Below are 16,718 nucleotides of genomic sequence, written 5' to 3'. Positions count from 1 at the left end.
CCGCCGCGGGTCTCAGCTCGCGGCCAGGTTGCGGTCCACGAACGCGGCGGCGGCGGGCAGCAGCCGGGCGGCCTCATGGTCGAAGAACGCGCGGGCCTTCTCACCCGGCCAGCCCGGCGGCAGCAGGTCGGCGGGCAGGCCGGGGTCGCGGAACAGGAAGTTGCGCCAGCCGTGCACCAGTTCGCTGCGGACCGCGAAGACCTGGTCGTCCGGGGCGCCCTCCGGCAGGGAGCCGACCAGGCCGGCCGCGCTGGCGAGCCACTCCTCGTACGCCCTGCCGATGGCGTCCAGGTCCCACGCGCGGGCGAGCAGGTTCCGCGCGTCGCCCTCGTAGGCCGCGTCGAACCAGTGGCCGGGGATCCGCAGCGCGTCGAGCTCGGGCGACGGCCGCGGCCCGATCCAGGTCGTCTCGGACAGCGGCGCGTACCCGAGGAAGGCGAGGTCGGAGCGCAGGCGCTCGCGCCGCGCGCGGTCCCTGACCGGTTCGAGCACCAGGACGTGCCACCGCCCGTCCCAGGGGGTGTCGGCCCCGCGGTACACCCGGGCCGCGGCGTCGTCGAGCCTGCGCTCGGCCTTCGGCGTGACGGCGTACCCCGGCCCCTGCGGGAGCCGTACGGGATCGAGCCAGCCCTGCCGGACCATGCGGGAGATCGCGGTGCGCACGGCCGGCGCCGCGATGCCGAGCGGCGCGAGCAGCCGTACGAGCGCGGCCACGGAGGCGCGGCCGCCACGGGTGCGGAGGTGGTCCCCATAGAGATCGAAAAGCGCGGCTCGGGCGTTCACGCCACCCAGTGTGGGGTCACGTCCCGCCCTCCGACAACGCGTGCGACGCGTGCATTGATCCACCTACCGGAGCCGGGCCGTTACCTTTTTGAGCTCCGAGGCGGGATAATAGAACATCACAGAAACGTGAATACGCCGGTTACCCCCAGGGGCGGCCGACAAGGCGGGAAGGGATACACGCATGGCGGCGATGAAGCCGCGGACCGGTGACGGTCCGCTGGAGGTCACCAAGGAAGGACGGGGCATCGTCATGCGGGTCCCTCTGGAGGGTGGCGGCCGACTCGTCGTGGAGCTCTCGGCGGACGAGGCCAGCGCCCTCGGCGACGCGCTGAAGAAGGTCGTCGGCTGATCTACCGGCCGATTTGCTGATCTACGGCCCTGGCGGCGGGTCTCTCCGCGCCGGGGCCGCTCTGTTGGAGGTGGACGTGCCCATCGAGACCACGCCGGTCCTCTCCGGCCCCCGCACCGCCGGGCCCGCGCCGGAGGCGGACATCGTGGCCGTGCCCTTCGGCCCCGGCCGGACCCCGCCCGCCGTGCCCGGGACGGAGCTGCCGGTGCCGGTGGACGCGCTGCTCGCGCAGTACGAGGCCAAGGGCGAGCCCGGAGAGGTCGTCGAGGCGACCGCCCTGCGCGAGGGCGGGCTGCGGCGCGTCCTGCTGTACGGCGTCGGCGACGGTTCGCCCGGCGCGCTGCGCAGGGCCGGGGCGGCGGTCGCGAGGCGGGCGAGGCGCCGGGAGTCGCTGTCGGTCGTGGTCCCCACCAAGGAGGACTTCGGGGAGGACTTCGGCGAAGGCTTCGGCGGAAGCTTCGAGGGAGACGCCGAGGGGGCCACGGCGTCCCTGGTGGAGGGGGCGCTGCTGGCGTCGTACTCGTTCTCCATCGGCGACGGCCGCCCGGGCAAACCGGTGCGGGAGATCGTCTTCCTCGGCGGGGACGAGCGGGAGCTGCGGCGGGGCGAGGCGGTCGCGCGGGCCACCGCGCTCGCCCGCGACCTCGTCAACACCCCCGCCAGCGTGAAGACCCCCGCCTGGCTCGCCGACCAGGCGAAGGAGGTGGCGGCCGGCGCCGGGCTGGACGTGCGCGTGTGGGCGGAGCCCGAGCTCGGCGAGTTCGGCGGCATCCGGGCCGTCGGCCAGGGGTCGGTGAACCCGCCGCGCCTCGTCCAGCTCTCCTACACGCCGGAGAACCCGCGCGCCCACGTGGTGCTCGCCGGGAAGGGCATCACGTTCGACTCGGGGGGCCTGTCCCTGAAGCCCACCGAGGGCATGAAGACGATGAAGACCGATATGGCGGGCGGCGCCGCCGTCATCGCCGCGATGAGCGCGCTGGCGGACTTCGAGGTGCCGGTGCGGGTGACCGGGCTCGTGGCCTGCGCGGAGAACTCCATCTCCGGCTCCGCGCAGCGCCCCGGCGACGTCATCAGGCAGTACGGCGGGCGGACGGTCGAGGTGCTGAACACCGACGCGGAGGGCCGCCTGGTGCTGGCCGACGCGCTGGCGTACGCGGACGCCGTGCTCGACCCCGACGTCGTGATCGACGTCGCCACCCTGACCGGCGCGGCCAAGATCGCCCTCGGCCCGACGATCGCGGCCCTCTACTCGACCGACGAGGCGCTGGCCGCGGGCCTGGCCGGTGCGGGGGAGGCCAGCGGGGAGCGCCTGTGGCGGATGCCGCTGGTCGACGACTACCGCGCGATGCTCGACTCCGAGGTGGCCGACCTGGCGAACGTCGACCGGGCGATGTCGGGGTCGGCGGGGTCGATCCTGGCGGCGCTGTTCCTGCGCGAGTTCGCGGGTGGGCGGCCCTGGGCGCATCTGGACATCGCGGGTCCCGCGCGGGCGGGCTCCGACGAGGGCGAGATCACCAGGGGCGGCACCGGATTCGGCGTCCGCCTGCTCCTGCGTTACCTGGCCGCCTGACGCCCGCTCAGGCGAGCTTGACGGCGGCCAGCAGGCCGGAGCCGAGCGGCAGCATCAGCGGGCGCAGCCGCTCGTCGTTCCGTACGAGCTTGCCCAGCTCGCGGATCGCGACCGTGTCGGGGTCCCGCTGGGTGGGGTCGGCCACCTGGTCGCCGCAGAAGGCGTCGCCGAACACCACGACGCCGCCCCGGCGCAGCAGCCGTACCGACTCGGTGAGGTAGTCGATGTACTCCTGCTTGGACGCGTCGCAGAAGACCATGTCGTAGCCGCCGTCGGCGAGGCGGGGGAGCACGTCGAGCGCGCGGCCGCCGATCAGCCGGATCCGGCTGCCGGAGAAGCCCGCCTCGGCGAACGTCTGGCGGGCCATGCGCTGGTGCTCCGGCTCCACGTCGACGCTCGTGAGCGTGCCGTCCGGGCGCATCCCGCGCAGCAGCCACAGGCCGGAGACCCCGCAGCCGGTGCCGACCTCCACCACCGAGCGGGCGTTCACCACCGTGGCGAGGAAGCAGAGCGCCGCTCCGCACCCGGGCAGGATCGGGTGCGCTCCGACCTCGATGCCACGCCGGCGCGCGGTCCGCAGGATGTCGTCCTCCGGGACGAACTCCTCCGCGTACTCCAGGCTGGCCGGTGTCGCCATCGGCCTCTCCCTCCCCTGCTTCATCTTGCACGCAGCCTAGGGGAGTCGGCCCGGAACGGGAACTCACGCCACAACGGGGACGTTGCACGCTTTGAACGGTCTTTGTTCAAGACCGCTCGGCCCACGGTGCGCAGGAAGGGGCGAAACCAGGCACTATGGCTGTAGCGACGATCCTGCAGAGAGGAATGCCGGTGGACGAGCACGACCACCAGGCGGAGACTTCGGTGTCCGACTGGACGCCTCCCACATGGGAGGAGGTCGTCAGAACGCATTCCGCACGCGTCTACCGGCTGGCCTATCGGCTGACGGGCAACGTCCACGACGCCGAGGACCTCACGCAGGAGGTCTTCGTCCGGGTGTTCCGGTCGCTGTCGAGCTACACCCCCGGCACGTTCGAGGGGTGGCTCCACCGGATCACCACGAACCTCTTCCTCGACATGGCGCGGCGCAGGCAGCGCATCCGTTTCGAAGGGCTGGCGGACGACGCCGCCGAGCGGTTGCACGGCCGTGAGCCGTCCCCCGCGCAGGCGTACGACGACGCGCACATGGAGCCCGACATCCAGGCCGCGCTCGACGCCCTGGCACCGGAGTTCCGGGCGGCCGTGGTGCTGTGCGACATCGAGGGCCTGTCCTACGAGGAGATCGCGAGGACGCTCGACGTGAAACTCGGCACCGTGCGCAGCCGCATCCACCGCGGCCGCGCGCAACTGCGGGAGGCGCTCGACCACCGGGCGCCCTCGGCGAACCGGAACGGCGACCAAACCCCCCCCTTCATTCAGCAGGGAGGGACTGTGAGTCATCTTGGCGAGCGCGTCTCCGCGCTCATCGACGGCGAACTCAGTCATAACGAGCGGGAACGCGCGCTGGCGCACCTGACCTTCTGCGCGGACTGCCGCGCTGAGGTCGACGCGCTGCGGGCGCTGAAGACCCGCCTGCGGTCCATGGATCCGCCCGCCATGCCGGCGGACCTCACGATGTCGCTCCTGCGGATGGCGGAGCCGGGAGGGCCGTTGCCGCCGCGGATGCGGCCCTTTCCCGACCACCCGGCCTTCGGCCGGCTTCCCGCCATGCACGCGGCCGGGCCGATGGACAACCGGCCCCGGCGCCGGGACGACGGACGGTCGGGGCCAGGACGGCCCGGCAGGGCCAGACGCGCGGGATACGTGGCCGTGGGAATGGCCTCCGCCGCCGTCGCCCTCGGCACCATGCTCATGGCCGGAGGATCGAGCGCCACTCCCAGCAGCCAGACCCCCGGGCAGATGTTCGTTCATCCCGCCCCGAACAAGGCGCCGGTGGTGAGCGTCTCGCCCACTCCGTCACAGAGCGTTACCAGGGGTCTTTCGCGCTGATCGGGGAAGACGGCATACGATCGGACACCGCACCCGTTCGGGTGTGACTGGCGCGTCGTGTGCGAGGAGTGACTGTCGCGATGACCGACAACACGCGTTCCCACGGCGCGTCGGACCGGCCGGAGTTCCTGCCCGCCGGTCATGAGGCGCCGCAGGAGCCCTCCCACGACTCCTGGGGCACCCGGTGGGCGCCCCAGCCGGGGTTCCCGCAGTCGTACTTCTCGGAGACGGCCTTCCCGGAGGCGGCCTTCACGGAGGAGGCGCCGGAGCCCCGCGGGCCCAACATCGCGCTGTTCACGGCCCTGGCCGTGGTGATCGCGCTCGTGGCGGGCGGGGTGGCGAGCTGGGGGACGTTCCTGCTGACCCGCCCCGCCTCCGGCGTCGACCCCGGCTACACGCTGACCGCGCCGTCGTCCCTCCCCACGGCACGGCCGCCCGGGTCGGTCGCGGGAGTGGCCGCCAAGGTCCTGCCCAGCGTGGTCTCGCTGGAGGTGAAGGGCAACAGCGAGGCCGGCACCGGGTCGGGCTTCGTCATCAAGGGCGGCTACGTCGTCACCAACAACCACGTCGTGGCCGTCTCGGGCCAGGTGGGGAACATCCGTGTGCGTTACAACGACGGCACCTCCGCCGCGGCGCGGGTCGTGGGCCGCGACCCGAACTCCGACATCGCGGTGGTCAAGCCCGAGGGGGCCGTCAGGGCGCCGGAGCTTCCTCTCGGGAACTCCGACGGGGCGGTCGTCGGCGACCCGGTCATCGCCGTCGGCTCACCCCTCGGCCTGACCGGCACCGTCACCACCGGGATCATCAGCTCGCTCAACCGTCCCGTCGAGGCCGGCGGCAGCACCGGGTCCGACTACGCGCTCATCAACGCGATCCAGACCGACGCCGCGATCAACCCGGGCAACTCCGGCGGCCCGCTGGTGAACACGGCGGGAGAGGTGATCGGCGTGAACTCTGCGATCGCCACGGTCGGCGGCGGCTCGCTGCTCGGCCAGCAGTCCGGCAGCATCGGCCTCGGCTTCGCGATCCCGGTCAACCAGGTGCGCCGGATCGCCCAGGAACTGATCACCACCGGGGCCGCCCGCACCTCCCGGATCGGCATCACCATCGACCAGAACTATCAGGGCGAGGGGGTGCGGATCGCCACGGAGACCGAGGGCGGAGCCGTGCCGGTCACCCCGGGCGGCCCGGCCGCGAAGGCGGGCCTGCGGGCCGGTGACGTCATCCTGGAGGTCGACGGCCGCCCCGTGGGCGACAGCCGCGAGCTGGTCGTCACCATCCGCAGCAAGGCGCCCGGCGACCAGGTGCGCCTGCGGTTCCGGCACGACGGCGAGGTGCGGACCGCCACGGTCACCGTGGGCGCGGCCCCCGCCCCCAGCGCCGCCCCGTCCTGATCCCCACCGGCCCGTCCTGATCCCATCGAGCCCCCGTCCCCAGCGCGCGGGCGTGGGCATTAGTCTGAATCCAGTCGTACTTGCTGGAGGAGATCGCCATGTTCGGACTCGGCTGGGCGGAGGCCCTGGCGCTCGTGGTGATCGCCTTGCTCGTCTTCGGTCCCGACAAGCTGCCCCAGGCCGCCCAGCAGGCGGGCCGCACGCTGCGGCAGCTCCGTCAGATGGCCAACAACGCCAAGTCGGACCTGCAGGCCAACATGGGGCCGGAGTTCGCCAACTTCGACCCGGCCGACCTCAACCCCAAGAACTTCGTGCGCAAGCACCTGCTCGACGACCTCGAGAAGGACTGGAACGACCCGGGGCACACGGACCACGGGCCGTCGGACTCCCCGACGCCCGAGGTGCCCGAGCTGGGCGTGGGGGAGATTCCGCCGTACGACAACGAGGCGACCTGAGCGCCTGCTGAGCGCTTACGAGAAGCCCCCGGTCAGTGCTTGACCGGGGAGATGTCGAGCTTCAGCCCCTTGAGCCCGGTCGGCTTGCGGCCGAGCCCGGCCGCGATCCTGCGCAGCTCGGCCGCCGCGGGGGCCTCCGGGTCGGTCAGCACGAGCGGCTTGCCCTCGTCGCCGCCCTCCCGCAGCCGCATGTCGATCGGCACCTGACCGAGCAGCGGCACCCGCGAGCCCAGCGTGCGGGTCAGCGCGTCGGCCACGGACTGGCCGCCGCCCTCGCCGAACACGGAGATGCGCTCGTCGCAGTGCGGGCAGGGCAGCCACGCCATGTTCTCGATGACCCCCGCGATCTGCTGGTGGGTCTGGGCGGCGATGGACCCGGCGCGCTCGGCCACCTCGGCGGCGGCCTGCTGGGGGGTCGTCACGACCAGGATCTCCGCCGTGGGCAGGCGCTGGGCGACCGAGATCGCGATGTCGCCGGTGCCCGGCGGCAGGTCCAGTAGCAGGACGTCGAGGTCGCCCCAGAAGACGTCGGTCAGGAACTGGTACAGCGCGCGGTCGAGCATCGGCCCGCGCCAGACCACCGGGGTGTTTCCCTCGGGCTTGAACATGCCGACCGAGATGACCTTGATGTCGTGCGCCACCGGCGGCATGATCATGTCTTCGACCTTGGTGGGCCGCTCGCTCACCCCGAGCATGCGCGGCACCGAGTGGCCGTAGATGTCGGCGTCGACGACGCCGACCTTCAGGCCCTGGGAGGCCATGGCGGCGGCGAGGTTCACCGTGACCGACGACTTGCCGACGCCGCCCTTGCCGCTGGCGACGGCGAAGACGCGGGTCAGCGAGCCGGGCTTGGAGAAGGGGATCTCCTTCTCCGGCCCGCGGTCGCCGCGCAGCTTCGTCTGCAGCTCCTTGCGCTGCTCGGCGCTCATCACGTCCATGTCGACGTGGACGCGCGACACGCCGTCGAGCCGGGACACGGCGCCGGTGATGTCGCGGGTGATGGTGTCCTTCAGCGGACAGCCGGCGACGGTCAGGTACACGCCGACGCGCACCACCCCGTCGAGGGAGATGTCCACGCTCTTGACCATGCCGAGCTCGGTGATCGGCCGGCGGATCTCCGGGTCGTTCACCGTGGCGAGGGCGGCCGTGACCTGTTCAGGGGATGGTGCCATGAATCCATGCTATGGACTCAGCGGGAATCCTCAGAACCCGCCCCGCACGATCTCGCCGGTTCGCCGCCCAGCTCCTCCTGGAGGCGCTGGAGCTCCGACCGGATGTAGTCGCGTGTGGCCACCTCGCCGATCGCCATGCGCAGGGCGGCGATCTCCCGGGTGAGGTACTCGATCTCGGCCTGGTTCCGCTCGGCCGTCGTCTTGTCCTGCTCGTACTGGACGCGGTCGCGGTCGGCCTGCCGGTTCTGCGCCAGCAGGATCAGCGGCGCGGCGTACGACGCCTGGAGGGAGAGCATGAGCGTGAGGAAGATGAACGGGTACGGGTCGAACGTGACCGGCGCGAACAGGTTCCACAGCAGCCACACCGCGACGAACACGGTCATGTAGACGATGAAGCGGGCGGTGCCGAGGAACCGCGCGAACCGTTCGGAGAACCTGCCGAACGCCTCGGGGTCGTAGTAGAGCCGCACGCGGTAGCCGATCTCGCGCGGCTGGTCGAGACGTTCTGTCATGGTCGTTCCGTCATGTTCGGTCCGTCATGGTCGTTCCCGCCAGTCGTCCGGCAGCATGTGGTCGAGCACGTCGTCGACGGTCACGGCGCCGAGCAGGCGCCCCAGCTCGTCCACGACGGGGACCGCGACCAGGTTGTACGTCGCGAGGTAGGCCGCCACCTCGGCCACCGTGAACTCCGGCCTGATCGGGTCCACGGTGATGTCTATCACGCTGCCGAGCAGCGTCGACGGCGGCTCCCGCAGCAGGCGCTGGAAGTGCGCCACCCCCAGGAAGCGCCCGGTGGGCGTCTCGCTCGGCGGCCGGGCGACGTACACCTGGGCGGCGATGGCCGGCGTCTGCTCCTGCTGCCGGATGTGCGCGAGGGCCTCGGCCACCGTCGCGGTCGGGGGCAGGACGACCGGCTCGGTCGTCATCATGCCGCCGGCCGTGTCCTCGCGGTAGCTCAGCAGCCGCCGCACCGGGGCGGCCTCCTCGGGCACCATGAGGCGCAGCAGGCCCTCGGCCTGTTCCGCGGGCAGTTCCTGGAGCAGGTCGGCCGCGTCGTCCGGGCCCATCTCCTCCAGCACGTCGGCGGCCCGGTCCCGGTGCAGCCGGCTCAGCACGAGCACCTGGTCGCGCTCGGGCAGTTCCTCCAACACGTCGGCGAGGCGGTCGTCGTCCAGCGCGGCGGCCACCTCGGCCATCCGCTGGCTGGGCAGCTCGTGCAGCATGTTCGCCAGGTCGGCCGGGCGGAGCGCCTCGAACACGGCGAGCAGGTTGGCCGCGCCCTGGTCCTTCTGGACCCCGGTGAAGCCGGAGACGTCCTCCCAGCCGACGATCAGCGTCTCGCCCCGGCGCCGCGACCCCCGCCGTACGGCGACCTTCGCGATCAGCCAGTCGGAGGGGCGGGTCCGCTCCATGGCGAGGTCCTGCACGGTGACCCGCTCGCCGCGGTACTCGACGGTGCGGTCGAGCATCTCGCCGATGGCCAGCGTCTCGGTGTCCCGGCACTCGAACCTGCGCATGTTGAGCTTGCCGGTGAAGATGACGGCGCGGGCCTCGATGGAGGTGATCCTGGTGACCGGCAGGAAGACCCGGCGGCGTGGCTGCACCTCGACGACGAAGCCGTGGACCCGGGGGAGCAGCGGCCCCCGCAGCGAGACGACGACGTCCCGGATCCGGCCGATCTGGTCGCCGGCCGGGTCGAAGACCGCCACCCCCGCCAGGCGGGCCACGAAGATCCGATCCACCCTGCCAGGTTACGCAAGGATGCGGACCTGTCCGTGTTGTGACAGGATCAAAGCCTTTTATTGGTGATTACATGGGCAGGTGACGATGAGGGCGGTCAGCCTGGCGATCGCGGGCGTCTCGGCCTTCTGCTTCGGGTTCTCCGGACCGATGGCGAAGATCCTCGGCATGGCCGGGCTCGCGCCGCTGGAGGCCGTGTGGGTCCGCATGGCGGGTGCGGGCGTGCTCCTGCTGCTGGTCCTCGCCGTCTTCAGGCCGCGGGCGCTGCGCATCCCCCGCGACCGGCTGCCGTTCTTCGCGGCGTACTCGGTGATCGCGGTCGCCGCCGTGCAGGGCCTGTTCTTCGTGGCCATCACCCGCCTGCCGGTCGGGGTCGCGCTGCTGCTGGAGTACACCTCTCCGGTGCTGGTGGTCCTGTGGGTGCGGTTCGTCCGGCGGATCCGGCTGCCGCGCTCGGCCTACCTGGGCGCCCTGGTCGCGGTCGCGGGCCTGGCGATCGTCGTCCAGGTCTGGGAAGGCCTGCGACTGGACGCGCTCGGGCTGCTGCTGGGCCTGCTTGCCGCCGCCTGCTGCGCCGGATATTTCCTGATGAGTGATTCGTTCGGCGACGACGTGGACACGCTGGGCCTGATCGGCTGGGGCATGCTCGGCTCGGCGGTGGTCCTGCTGCCCCTCTCGCGGCCGTGGCACATCGACTGGGCGGCGTTCACCCGCACGGCCGAGGTCTCCGGGCACGCCGTACCGGTCGCCGTGGCCGGTCTCTGGATGATCGCGGTGGCCACCGTGGTGGCGTACGTGACCGGAGTCACCGCCGTACGGCGCCTGTCGGCGGCGGTCGGCGCGACGGTCGCGTCGGTGGAGGTCATCGCCGGGGCGCTGATCGCCTGGGTGCTGCTCGGCGAGCACCTCGGCGCGGCCCAGATCACCGGGGGCGCGATCGTGCTCGCCGGCGCGTTGTACGCCCAGTCGGCGACCACGCGGATCGGCGCCGCGCGGCCCGCGCCCGAGGCGCCGCAGACCGTACGCGTCTGAGGGGGACGCGTCTAAGGCGGGTGAGGGGGTTCAGGGGCGCCGGCCGTGCCGCGGCGGACGCCCACCCGTCGGGTCTCGCTACCGTAGGGCCATGCGCGCGCGACGTTCCTGCCTGGCGGTGCCCGGCAGCAACCCTCGATTCCTGGAGAAGGCCCAGGGCCTCGGCGCCGACGAGGTCTTCCTCGACCTGGAGGACTCCGTCGCCCCGGGCGCGAAGGAGGAGGCGCGCCGCAACGTGGTCGCCGCCCTGCGGGAGGGCGACTGGACGGGCAAGACGGTCGTCGTCCGGGTCAACGACCTCACCACCCAGTGGACCTACCGGGACGTCGTGGAGGTGGTCGAGGGAGCCGGTGACAGGCTCGACTGCCTGATGCTGCCGAAGGTCCGGGACGCCTCGCATGTGGTCTGGCTCGACACCCTGCTCGGCCAGATCGAACGGGCCGTCGGGCTGCCCGAGGGCGGCATCGGCGTGGAGGCCCAGATCGAGGACGCCCGGGGGCTCGTCGAGATCGACGGCATCGCCCGGTCGTCGCCCCGGCTGGAGACCCTGGTCTTCGGCCCGGCCGACTTCATGGCCTCCATCGGGATGCGCACGCTGGTCGTGGGGGAGCAGCCCCCCGGATACGACGAGGGCGACGCCTACCACTACATCCTCATGCGCATCCTGATGGCCGCCCGCGCGTACGGCCTGCAGGCGGTCGACGGGCCGTACCTCCAGATCCGCGACCTGGACGGCTTCCGGCGGTCGGCGAGGCGGTCGGCGGCGCTGGGTTTCGACGGCAAGTGGGTGCTGCACCCCTCGCAGGTCGAGGCGGCCAACGAGGTGTTCTCCCCATCCCAGGAGGACTACGACCACGCCGAACTGATCCTCGACGCGTACGAGTACTACACGACGGTCGAGAAGCGGGGCGCGGTGATGCTCGGCGACGAGATGATCGACGAGGCGTCGCGGAAGATGGCGCTGGTGGTCGCGGCCCGGGGCCGCGCCGCCGGGCTCGCCCGCACGAGCGCCTTCACCCCGCCCGCCTGAAGCCCGCCTGAAGCCCGTCTGAAGCCTGCCCGAAGCCCCCCGAAGGCCCGCCCGCCTTAGTCGGCTGTGCGAGGGCCGCGAAGAATGGACATATGAGCGAGACACAGCCGGATCCGCGCCGGCTTCCCGCGGTCTACCTGGCTCCCGGGCCGTACGCGGGCGGCACCGCGTGGCCGGCCGGCCCGCCGCCGGGATGGCACCCTGGCCGCTATCCGGCCTCGGGTCCTCCCGCCTGGGGAGGCCCTGCGTGGGGAGGCCCTGCGTGGGGAGGCCCTGTGGCGGGAAGCGCTGGGTGGGGAGGCCCTGCCTGGGGAGGCGCTGCCTGGGGCCCGCCCGCGCGCACGCGCTGGGACGTCGCTCCGCCTCCGGGCACGCCGTACGACCAGATGGCGCGCACGGTCCTGAACCGCTGGTGGCGGCCCATCGCAGGCACCCTCGCGATCGTGGCGACCTTCGTCGTGATCTCCATCGGGGCGGGGCTGGTGGCCTACCTCGTCTCCCTGGTGTCCGGGGTGCCGATGACGGGGTCGGGGGCCCGGCTGTTCGCCGATCCCGTGCTCGATCTGGGCTTCCAACTGGGCGTCATCGCCCTGCTGCTCCCTCTGGTGCTGGGCGCGGCGTGGGCGTTCCAGCGGAGGCCGCCCGGGTCGCTCTCCTCGGTGGCCCTGCGCCTGCGGTGGAGGTGGCTGGCGGCCTGCCTGCTGGTGGCGCTGGTCTCGGTCGTGCTCGGCCAGGCCGCCGAGGCCGGGATGCTGCTGTCGGCCGGCGTGGGCCCGGGATACGCCTGGGCGGGCTGGGGGGCGTTCCTCCCGGCCCTGATCGTCATCGTGCTGCTCGTGCCCTTCCAGGCGGCGGCCGAGGAGTACGCCTACCGGGGCTGGATCATCCAGGGGCTCGGGGCGTACTTCCGCAACCCGTGGCCGGCGATCCTGCTGGGCGCGGTGGCCTTCGCCGCCTCGCACGGATACACGGGCTGGGGGATCGTCTACGTCTTCGTGTTCGGCGTGCTCATGGGGTGGCTCGCGGTCCGCACCGGCGGGCTGGAGGCGCCGATCGCCCTGCACGTCTCGAACAACGTCGTGGCCTTCGGGCTCGTGGCCGCCTCCGGCGAAATGAACGGCGCCCTGGAGCAGGGCGCGGTGCCGTGGCAGGCTCTGATCGGATCGGCCGTCCAGTTCGCGGTTTTCGGGTTCGGTGTCCTAATAATCGCCCGAAAGTGGGCAATCCAGACTCTCTCCCGATAAATCTCACTAGAGAGGTATGGTCCCCAGGGCTTTCCCGTGTTGCTCTGGATTCGTGATGGGGTATCACTGTGATCGCTTTGCCGTAATAGAGGTGGAACGGTCCGGATTGACCTCTCCGGGGAGGAGGTACTGAGCGTGGCCTCGGGCCCCGACGAACGTGACCGCCGGCGCACGCCCGGTGAACAGGAGACGCCCGCGCCCCCTCCGGAGCTGCATCACCGGCCGCCGGGTCCCTCCCCGTGGGCACTGCCCCCCTTCGCCGCCCCCATACCCGAGGACGCCTCATCCGAGGAGCCCTCACCCCAGGAGCGCTCAGGCGGGGAGCCCTTACCCGGAGACGTGCTGGCCGGGGACGACGAGGACACCCGGCCCTACCGAAGGATCGGCGACGCCGAGCCGCGCCCCGAGCCGCGCCCCGAACCGCGCCCCGGGCCCCAGACGGAGTCGCAGGGCGAGGCGCACGACTGGGCGCCGCGGCCGGAGGCGGAGGCCCCGCCCCACTTATCCGGCGGCCACCCGCCCCGGACGGGCCGCAGGCCCTACTCGGCCCCGTACGGCGCCGCGGCCCCGGGAGCCGCGGACACGGGCCCCACTGACGGCTCCACCCCCTGGCACGGCGAGGGTGCCAGGTCGACCGGCCCGTCGGAGGAAGGAGGCCGGCGGCGGCGCGTCGTGGACCGGCCGGACAAGCTGGTCGCCTCGGGCCCGCCCCGGCCGCGCCGGGCGCAGATCCCGCGCGAGAACCCCGACGGTCCCGGCGCCCCCGAGATCGACACTCCGCCGTCCGGCCCGCTGCGTCCCCCGGTGGGCCCCCCGCCCGGGGGCGCGCACGTGTGGACGCACACGCCGCCCGAGCCCGCCTCACGCCACGGCCACGGCGACGACCCGGAGCTTGACGAGCCCGGGACAGACGGGCCTGGGACAGACGGGCCCGAGCCGGGCATCCGGATGCGCCCGGAGATCCCCGTCGAGCCGGAGCCCGGACCCGAGTCCGAACCAGAGCACGGACTCGAGCACGGACTCGAGCCCGGGCCGGTCGAGCGCATCGGCCGCCCGCCGGGAGGCCGCCCGGCGCGGCACGACGTGCTCGTGGCCGTCGGGCCGCCGCGACCAGGCGGAGGGCGCCACCACAGGCGGGTGCTGCCGGGCCGTGGCTCGCCGGTCCGGGGGCTGCCCCGGCTGGTCACACCGGTGGTCGTCGCGGCGGTCCTCATCGTGGCGGCGGTGCTGGGCGTGGCGGTGGTCAAGTGGTCCCGGGGACCGGCCACCACCGGGCTGCGGCTCGCCGCGGGCGACGGCCAGTCGGGCGACACCGCCTTCGCCGCGCCGGGCCTGCCGGGCAACGGCTCCAGCCAGGTGCTCAACGCGTTCGCCTCGGCGGGCTCGACCGTCGTGGCGGCGGGCAGCGACATGACCGGGGCGCTCGCGCGCCCGCTGTTCCTCGTCTCCGCCGACGGGGGCGCGCACTGGCAACTGGGCCGGGTCACCGGAGCGCCGGGCTACGAGGCCGCGGCGGCGGCCGTGGGCCGGGTCGCGGGCGGAGACGGCCGCTGGCTCGCGGTCGGCACCGACGCGCCGGGCCCCGCCGGCCCCGCCGCCCGCGGCATGTGGGTCTCCTCCGACGGCCGTTCCTGGACCGCGGTCGACCCGGCCCGGCTGACCGCGTTCTGGAGCCAGGACAGGATCACCGACGTGGCGCGGACCGCGACCGGCTTCCTGGCCGTGGGCGCGACGACCCTGCGCGACGGCACGGCGGGCCCGGTGGCCTGGGTGTCGGCCGACGGCACCGGGTGGACGCGGGTGGACACCGACCAGATCGGCACGCCCGACAAGGTCCGCGGCATGCGGGCGGTGGCGGCGCGCGGCGACCGGGTGGTGGCGCTCGCCGACCCCGGCTCGGGCGACACGGTCTCGGTCATCCTGCGGTCCGACGACGGCGGCCGCACCTGGCTGCGTACGGCCGCGGCCATCTCCGACGTACGGCCCGAGCCCGGCGCGCTCGCCGCCGCGGAGAAGGGCTTCGTGCTCGTACCCACCCGCCAGCGGTCCGCCGGCGGCGAGGTGCGGGTGTACTGCTCGCCCGACGGCGCCGCCTGGACGCAGTGCGGCGCGATCGGGCCGCTCGGCGCGCAGGGCACGGGCGTACGCGGCCTCGCCGCCTCGGCTGCGGGGATCGCGGCGGTCGCCGAGTCGGCCTGGGAGCGGTACGCCGTCTACACCAGCCGGGACGGGCGTCAGTGGACCAAGAGCGCCGACCTCGGCGAGATCCCCGGCACGCTGCGGGGCCTCGCCATCACCGACGGCGGCACGCTGGTCGCGGGCGGCGACAAGCGGGGCCCCGGCGACGTGGAGAACCTGCCGGTGCTGATCACGGCGGGGAAGGGCGAGGCGGCCCGCGCCGTGCCGCTCAAGGAGATCGGCGGGCTCAACCGGCTGGCCAGGGACACGGCGGACGTCGCCGCGGCCGGCGGCACGTTCGTGGCGGTGGGCTCGGCCAACGGCGACGCCGCCATCTGGACGAGCGGCAACAACGGCGCGAACTGGAAGGACGCCGGCTTCCCCGACCTGCTCGGCGGCCCCGGACGCCAGGTGCTCAGCGGCGTGGCGCACGGCCCGAAGGGGTGGCTCGCCGTGGGCGGCACGATGACCGACCCCGCCGTGACCCGGCCGCTGCTGGTCACCTCGGCGGACGGCAGGTCGTGGCGGCCCGGCCCGCCGATCGAGGTGCCCGCGGGCCACTTCCTGCTCACGCCCCGCGTGGTGGCGGCGGGGGAGAAGGGCTACGTCCTCGCCGGCGAGGACCGCGGCGCGGCGGGGGTGACCGCCGCCCTGTGGTTCAGCCCGGACCTCAGGCGGATCACCCGTTCGGCGCCCGGCAGCATGCCCGCCGGCGGGGTCGGCGTGCGCCTGTCCGGGGTCACGGCGACGTCCCACGGGTTCATGGCGGTCGGCGGCTCGGGCTCGGCCGACCGTGAGACAGGGGTGGTCTGGGTCTCCTCCGACGGGCTCAACTGGACCGCGCGCGGCAGGGTCCTGCCGCCGGACGCCACCTCCGCCGGGCTGCGCCACGTGGTCGCGACGAAGGCCGGGGTCGTCGCGGTGGGCGTCGCCGTGACCGAGGACGGCCCCCGCCCGTTCTCCGCGGTGTCCGCCGACGACGGCGAGCACTGGGAGTACGCCATGCTGCCCGCCGACGGGGATGCCTCGGTCCTCGACCTGACCGCGACCGCGAAGGGCGTGGTCGCGGTGGGATCGCACCGCTCCGCCGACGACGCGGACGGCGACGGGGGCGGCGAGGGGGACAGCACCGCCTGGATCTCCGAGGACGGCCTGGACTGGTCGCGGCACACGCTTACCCAGGACGGCCTCGGCGGGCGGGGCTCCCAGTGGCTCGGCGCGGTGGCCGTCTCCGGCAGCCGGGTCGTGGCCGTCGGCAGATCCACCGACTACGCCGACGATCACCTGACGATCTGGCGCAGCACGGTCACGGACCGATGATGCCCCATCCGGTAAGGGCGTCGGCGAGGCCGTCGGTCAACGGCAGGCCGGGCAGGTCGGCCGGCGCCCACCAGCGGGCGTCGGCGGCGTCGTCCCCGGCGACCGGCGTGCCCGAGGCCGTCCCCGGGATCGTCGCCACGTAGTCGTGGATCTCGTACGTCACGCCGCCGGGGCCGGGCCGCAGCACGGTCCCGGCGAGCCGTACGACCGCGACGTCGAGGCCGGTCTCCTCGCGCAGTTCGCGGCGCAGCGCCTCCTCGTCGGTCTCGCCGGGCTCGACCCTGCCGCCGGGCAGTGACCACAGCCCCTCGCCGGGCGGGCGGCCCCGCCGTACGAGCAGAAGCCGCCCGTCCGGATCGGCGACGATCGCCCCGACGCATCTGACGCGTTTTCCAAGACCAAGATGTCGCACAACACCAAGATTACGACTAGATAACGGGCGGGCTCTTGACTGATGGACATCAT

Annotated in this window: 15 protein-coding genes and 1 pseudogene; 10 read left to right on the top strand and 6 right to left on the bottom strand. The window is 73.4% G+C overall.

Annotated elements, in window-relative coordinates:
• Positions 1–12 precede the first annotated feature (12 nt).
• Positions 13–783 (bottom strand): PaaX family transcriptional regulator, encoded by a 771-nt coding sequence (locus tag Mam01_RS20995; RefSeq protein ID WP_204286932.1) that lies wholly within the window; start codon positions 781–783, stop codon positions 13–15.
• Positions 784–964: 181 nt separating this feature from the next.
• Here Mam01_RS20995 and Mam01_RS20990 point away from each other — a divergent pair, with 181 nt between their 5' ends.
• On the top strand, positions 965–1,132 hold the full coding sequence (locus Mam01_RS20990) for a DUF3117 domain-containing protein (protein ID WP_076433904.1): 168 nt from the start codon (positions 965–967) through the stop codon (positions 1,130–1,132).
• Positions 1,133–1,208: 76 nt separating this feature from the next.
• Positions 1,209–2,702 carry a leucyl aminopeptidase family protein gene (locus tag Mam01_RS20985; protein ID WP_239101483.1) on the top strand — a complete coding sequence of 498 codons (1,494 nt, stop codon included), beginning with the start codon at positions 1,209–1,211 and terminating at the stop codon, positions 2,700–2,702.
• 7 nt (positions 2,703–2,709) lie between these two features.
• On the opposite strand, the gene Mam01_RS20980 is transcribed toward Mam01_RS20985, so the two are convergent.
• The gene (locus tag Mam01_RS20980) at positions 2,710–3,339 is read right to left on the bottom strand and encodes an O-methyltransferase (protein WP_150937934.1); all 630 of its coding nucleotides are present in this window, start codon (positions 3,337–3,339) and stop codon (positions 2,710–2,712) included.
• A gap of 185 nt (positions 3,340–3,524) precedes the next feature.
• Between Mam01_RS20980 and sigE the strand changes: the two are divergent.
• The 4 genes and pseudogenes from sigE to Mam01_RS20960 all read left to right on the top strand — a co-directional run.
• A pseudogene (sigE, locus tag Mam01_RS20975) lies at positions 3,525–4,103 on the top strand (RNA polymerase sigma factor SigE); the annotation flags it as partial.
• A gap of 27 nt (positions 4,104–4,130) precedes the next feature.
• Entirely contained in the window at positions 4,131–4,688 is a 558-nt protein-coding gene (locus Mam01_RS20970) for an anti-sigma factor family protein (protein ID WP_150937936.1), read from the top strand.
• Positions 4,689–4,768: 80 nt separating this feature from the next.
• On the top strand, positions 4,769–6,082 hold the full coding sequence (locus Mam01_RS20965; protein ID WP_239101482.1) for a S1C family serine protease: 1,314 nt from the start codon (positions 4,769–4,771) through the stop codon (positions 6,080–6,082).
• 98 nt (positions 6,083–6,180) lie between these two features.
• Positions 6,181–6,537, top strand: a complete 357-nt coding sequence (locus tag Mam01_RS20960; RefSeq protein WP_150937940.1) for a sec-independent translocase — start codon at positions 6,181–6,183, stop codon at positions 6,535–6,537.
• Positions 6,538–6,569: 32 nt separating this feature from the next.
• Here the strand turns inward: Mam01_RS20960 and Mam01_RS20955 are convergent, their stop codons facing one another.
• The 3 genes from Mam01_RS20955 to Mam01_RS20945 are packed head-to-tail and all read right to left on the bottom strand — an operon-like array spanning position 6,570 to position 9,451.
• Positions 6,570–7,709: an Mrp/NBP35 family ATP-binding protein gene (locus tag Mam01_RS20955; protein WP_204286931.1), complete on the bottom strand. Its 1,140-nt coding sequence runs from the start codon at positions 7,707–7,709 to the stop codon at positions 6,570–6,572.
• A gap of 17 nt (positions 7,710–7,726) precedes the next feature.
• Positions 7,727–8,221: a DUF1003 domain-containing protein gene (locus tag Mam01_RS20950; protein WP_150937944.1), complete on the bottom strand. Its 495-nt coding sequence runs from the start codon at positions 8,219–8,221 to the stop codon at positions 7,727–7,729.
• Between the two features lie 24 nt (positions 8,222–8,245).
• Positions 8,246–9,451, bottom strand: coding sequence for a magnesium transporter MgtE N-terminal domain-containing protein (locus Mam01_RS20945; protein ID WP_150937946.1), 1,206 nt, complete (start codon positions 9,449–9,451; stop codon positions 8,246–8,248).
• Between the two features lie 85 nt (positions 9,452–9,536).
• On the opposite strand from Mam01_RS20945, the gene Mam01_RS20940 reads away from it, so the two are divergent.
• From Mam01_RS20940 to Mam01_RS20925, 4 genes are all read left to right on the top strand, one after another.
• Complete coding sequence (locus tag Mam01_RS20940) at positions 9,537–10,481, top strand: EamA family transporter (RefSeq protein ID WP_204286930.1); 945 nt, start codon at positions 9,537–9,539, stop codon at positions 10,479–10,481.
• A 91-nt stretch (positions 10,482–10,572) separates the two neighbouring features.
• Positions 10,573–11,511 (top strand): HpcH/HpaI aldolase/citrate lyase family protein, encoded by a 939-nt coding sequence (locus tag Mam01_RS20935; protein WP_204286929.1) that lies wholly within the window; start codon positions 10,573–10,575, stop codon positions 11,509–11,511.
• A gap of 275 nt (positions 11,512–11,786) precedes the next feature.
• On the top strand, positions 11,787–12,755 hold the full coding sequence (locus Mam01_RS20930; protein ID WP_204286928.1) for a CPBP family intramembrane glutamic endopeptidase: 969 nt from the start codon (positions 11,787–11,789) through the stop codon (positions 12,753–12,755).
• A gap of 135 nt (positions 12,756–12,890) precedes the next feature.
• A complete protein-coding gene (locus Mam01_RS20925) occupies positions 12,891–16,253 on the top strand; it encodes a hypothetical protein (protein WP_204286927.1) in 3,363 nt (1,120 codons plus the stop codon).
• Here Mam01_RS20925 and Mam01_RS20920 read toward each other — a convergent pair.
• Entirely contained in the window at positions 16,240–16,665 is a 426-nt protein-coding gene (locus tag Mam01_RS20920) for an NUDIX hydrolase (protein WP_225311996.1), read from the bottom strand. The two genes, Mam01_RS20925 and Mam01_RS20920, sit on opposite strands and share 14 nt — an antisense overlap.
• Between the last annotated feature and the right edge of the window lie 53 nt (positions 16,666–16,718).

Origin of the sequence: Microbispora amethystogenes, from assembly GCF_016863015.1 — a bacterium.
GTDB classification, from domain to species: Bacteria; Actinomycetota; Actinomycetes; order Streptosporangiales; family Streptosporangiaceae; genus Microbispora; species Microbispora amethystogenes.
This window is presented reverse-complemented; position numbering and strand designations above follow the sequence as displayed.

Excerpts from the sequence above, each read along its gene's own strand:
- Mam01_RS20990 (WP_076433904.1), top strand. The coding sequence starts at position 965 with ATGGCGGCGATGAAGCCGCGGACCGGTGACGGTCCGCTGGAGGTCACC.
- Mam01_RS20980 (WP_150937934.1), bottom strand. The coding sequence starts at position 3,339 with ATGGCGACACCGGCCAGCCTGGAGTACGCGGAGGAGTTCGTCCCGGAG.
- Mam01_RS20965 (WP_239101482.1), top strand. The coding sequence starts at position 4,769 with ATGACCGACAACACGCGTTCCCACGGCGCGTCGGACCGGCCGGAGTTC.
- Mam01_RS20960 (WP_150937940.1), top strand. The coding sequence starts at position 6,181 with ATGTTCGGACTCGGCTGGGCGGAGGCCCTGGCGCTCGTGGTGATCGCC.
- Mam01_RS20955 (WP_204286931.1), bottom strand. The coding sequence starts at position 7,709 with ATGGCACCATCCCCTGAACAGGTCACGGCCGCCCTCGCCACGGTGAAC.
- Mam01_RS20950 (WP_150937944.1), bottom strand. The coding sequence starts at position 8,221 with ATGACAGAACGTCTCGACCAGCCGCGCGAGATCGGCTACCGCGTGCGG.
- Mam01_RS20940 (WP_204286930.1), top strand. The coding sequence starts at position 9,537 with ATGAGGGCGGTCAGCCTGGCGATCGCGGGCGTCTCGGCCTTCTGCTTC.
- Mam01_RS20935 (WP_204286929.1), top strand. The coding sequence starts at position 10,573 with ATGCGCGCGCGACGTTCCTGCCTGGCGGTGCCCGGCAGCAACCCTCGA.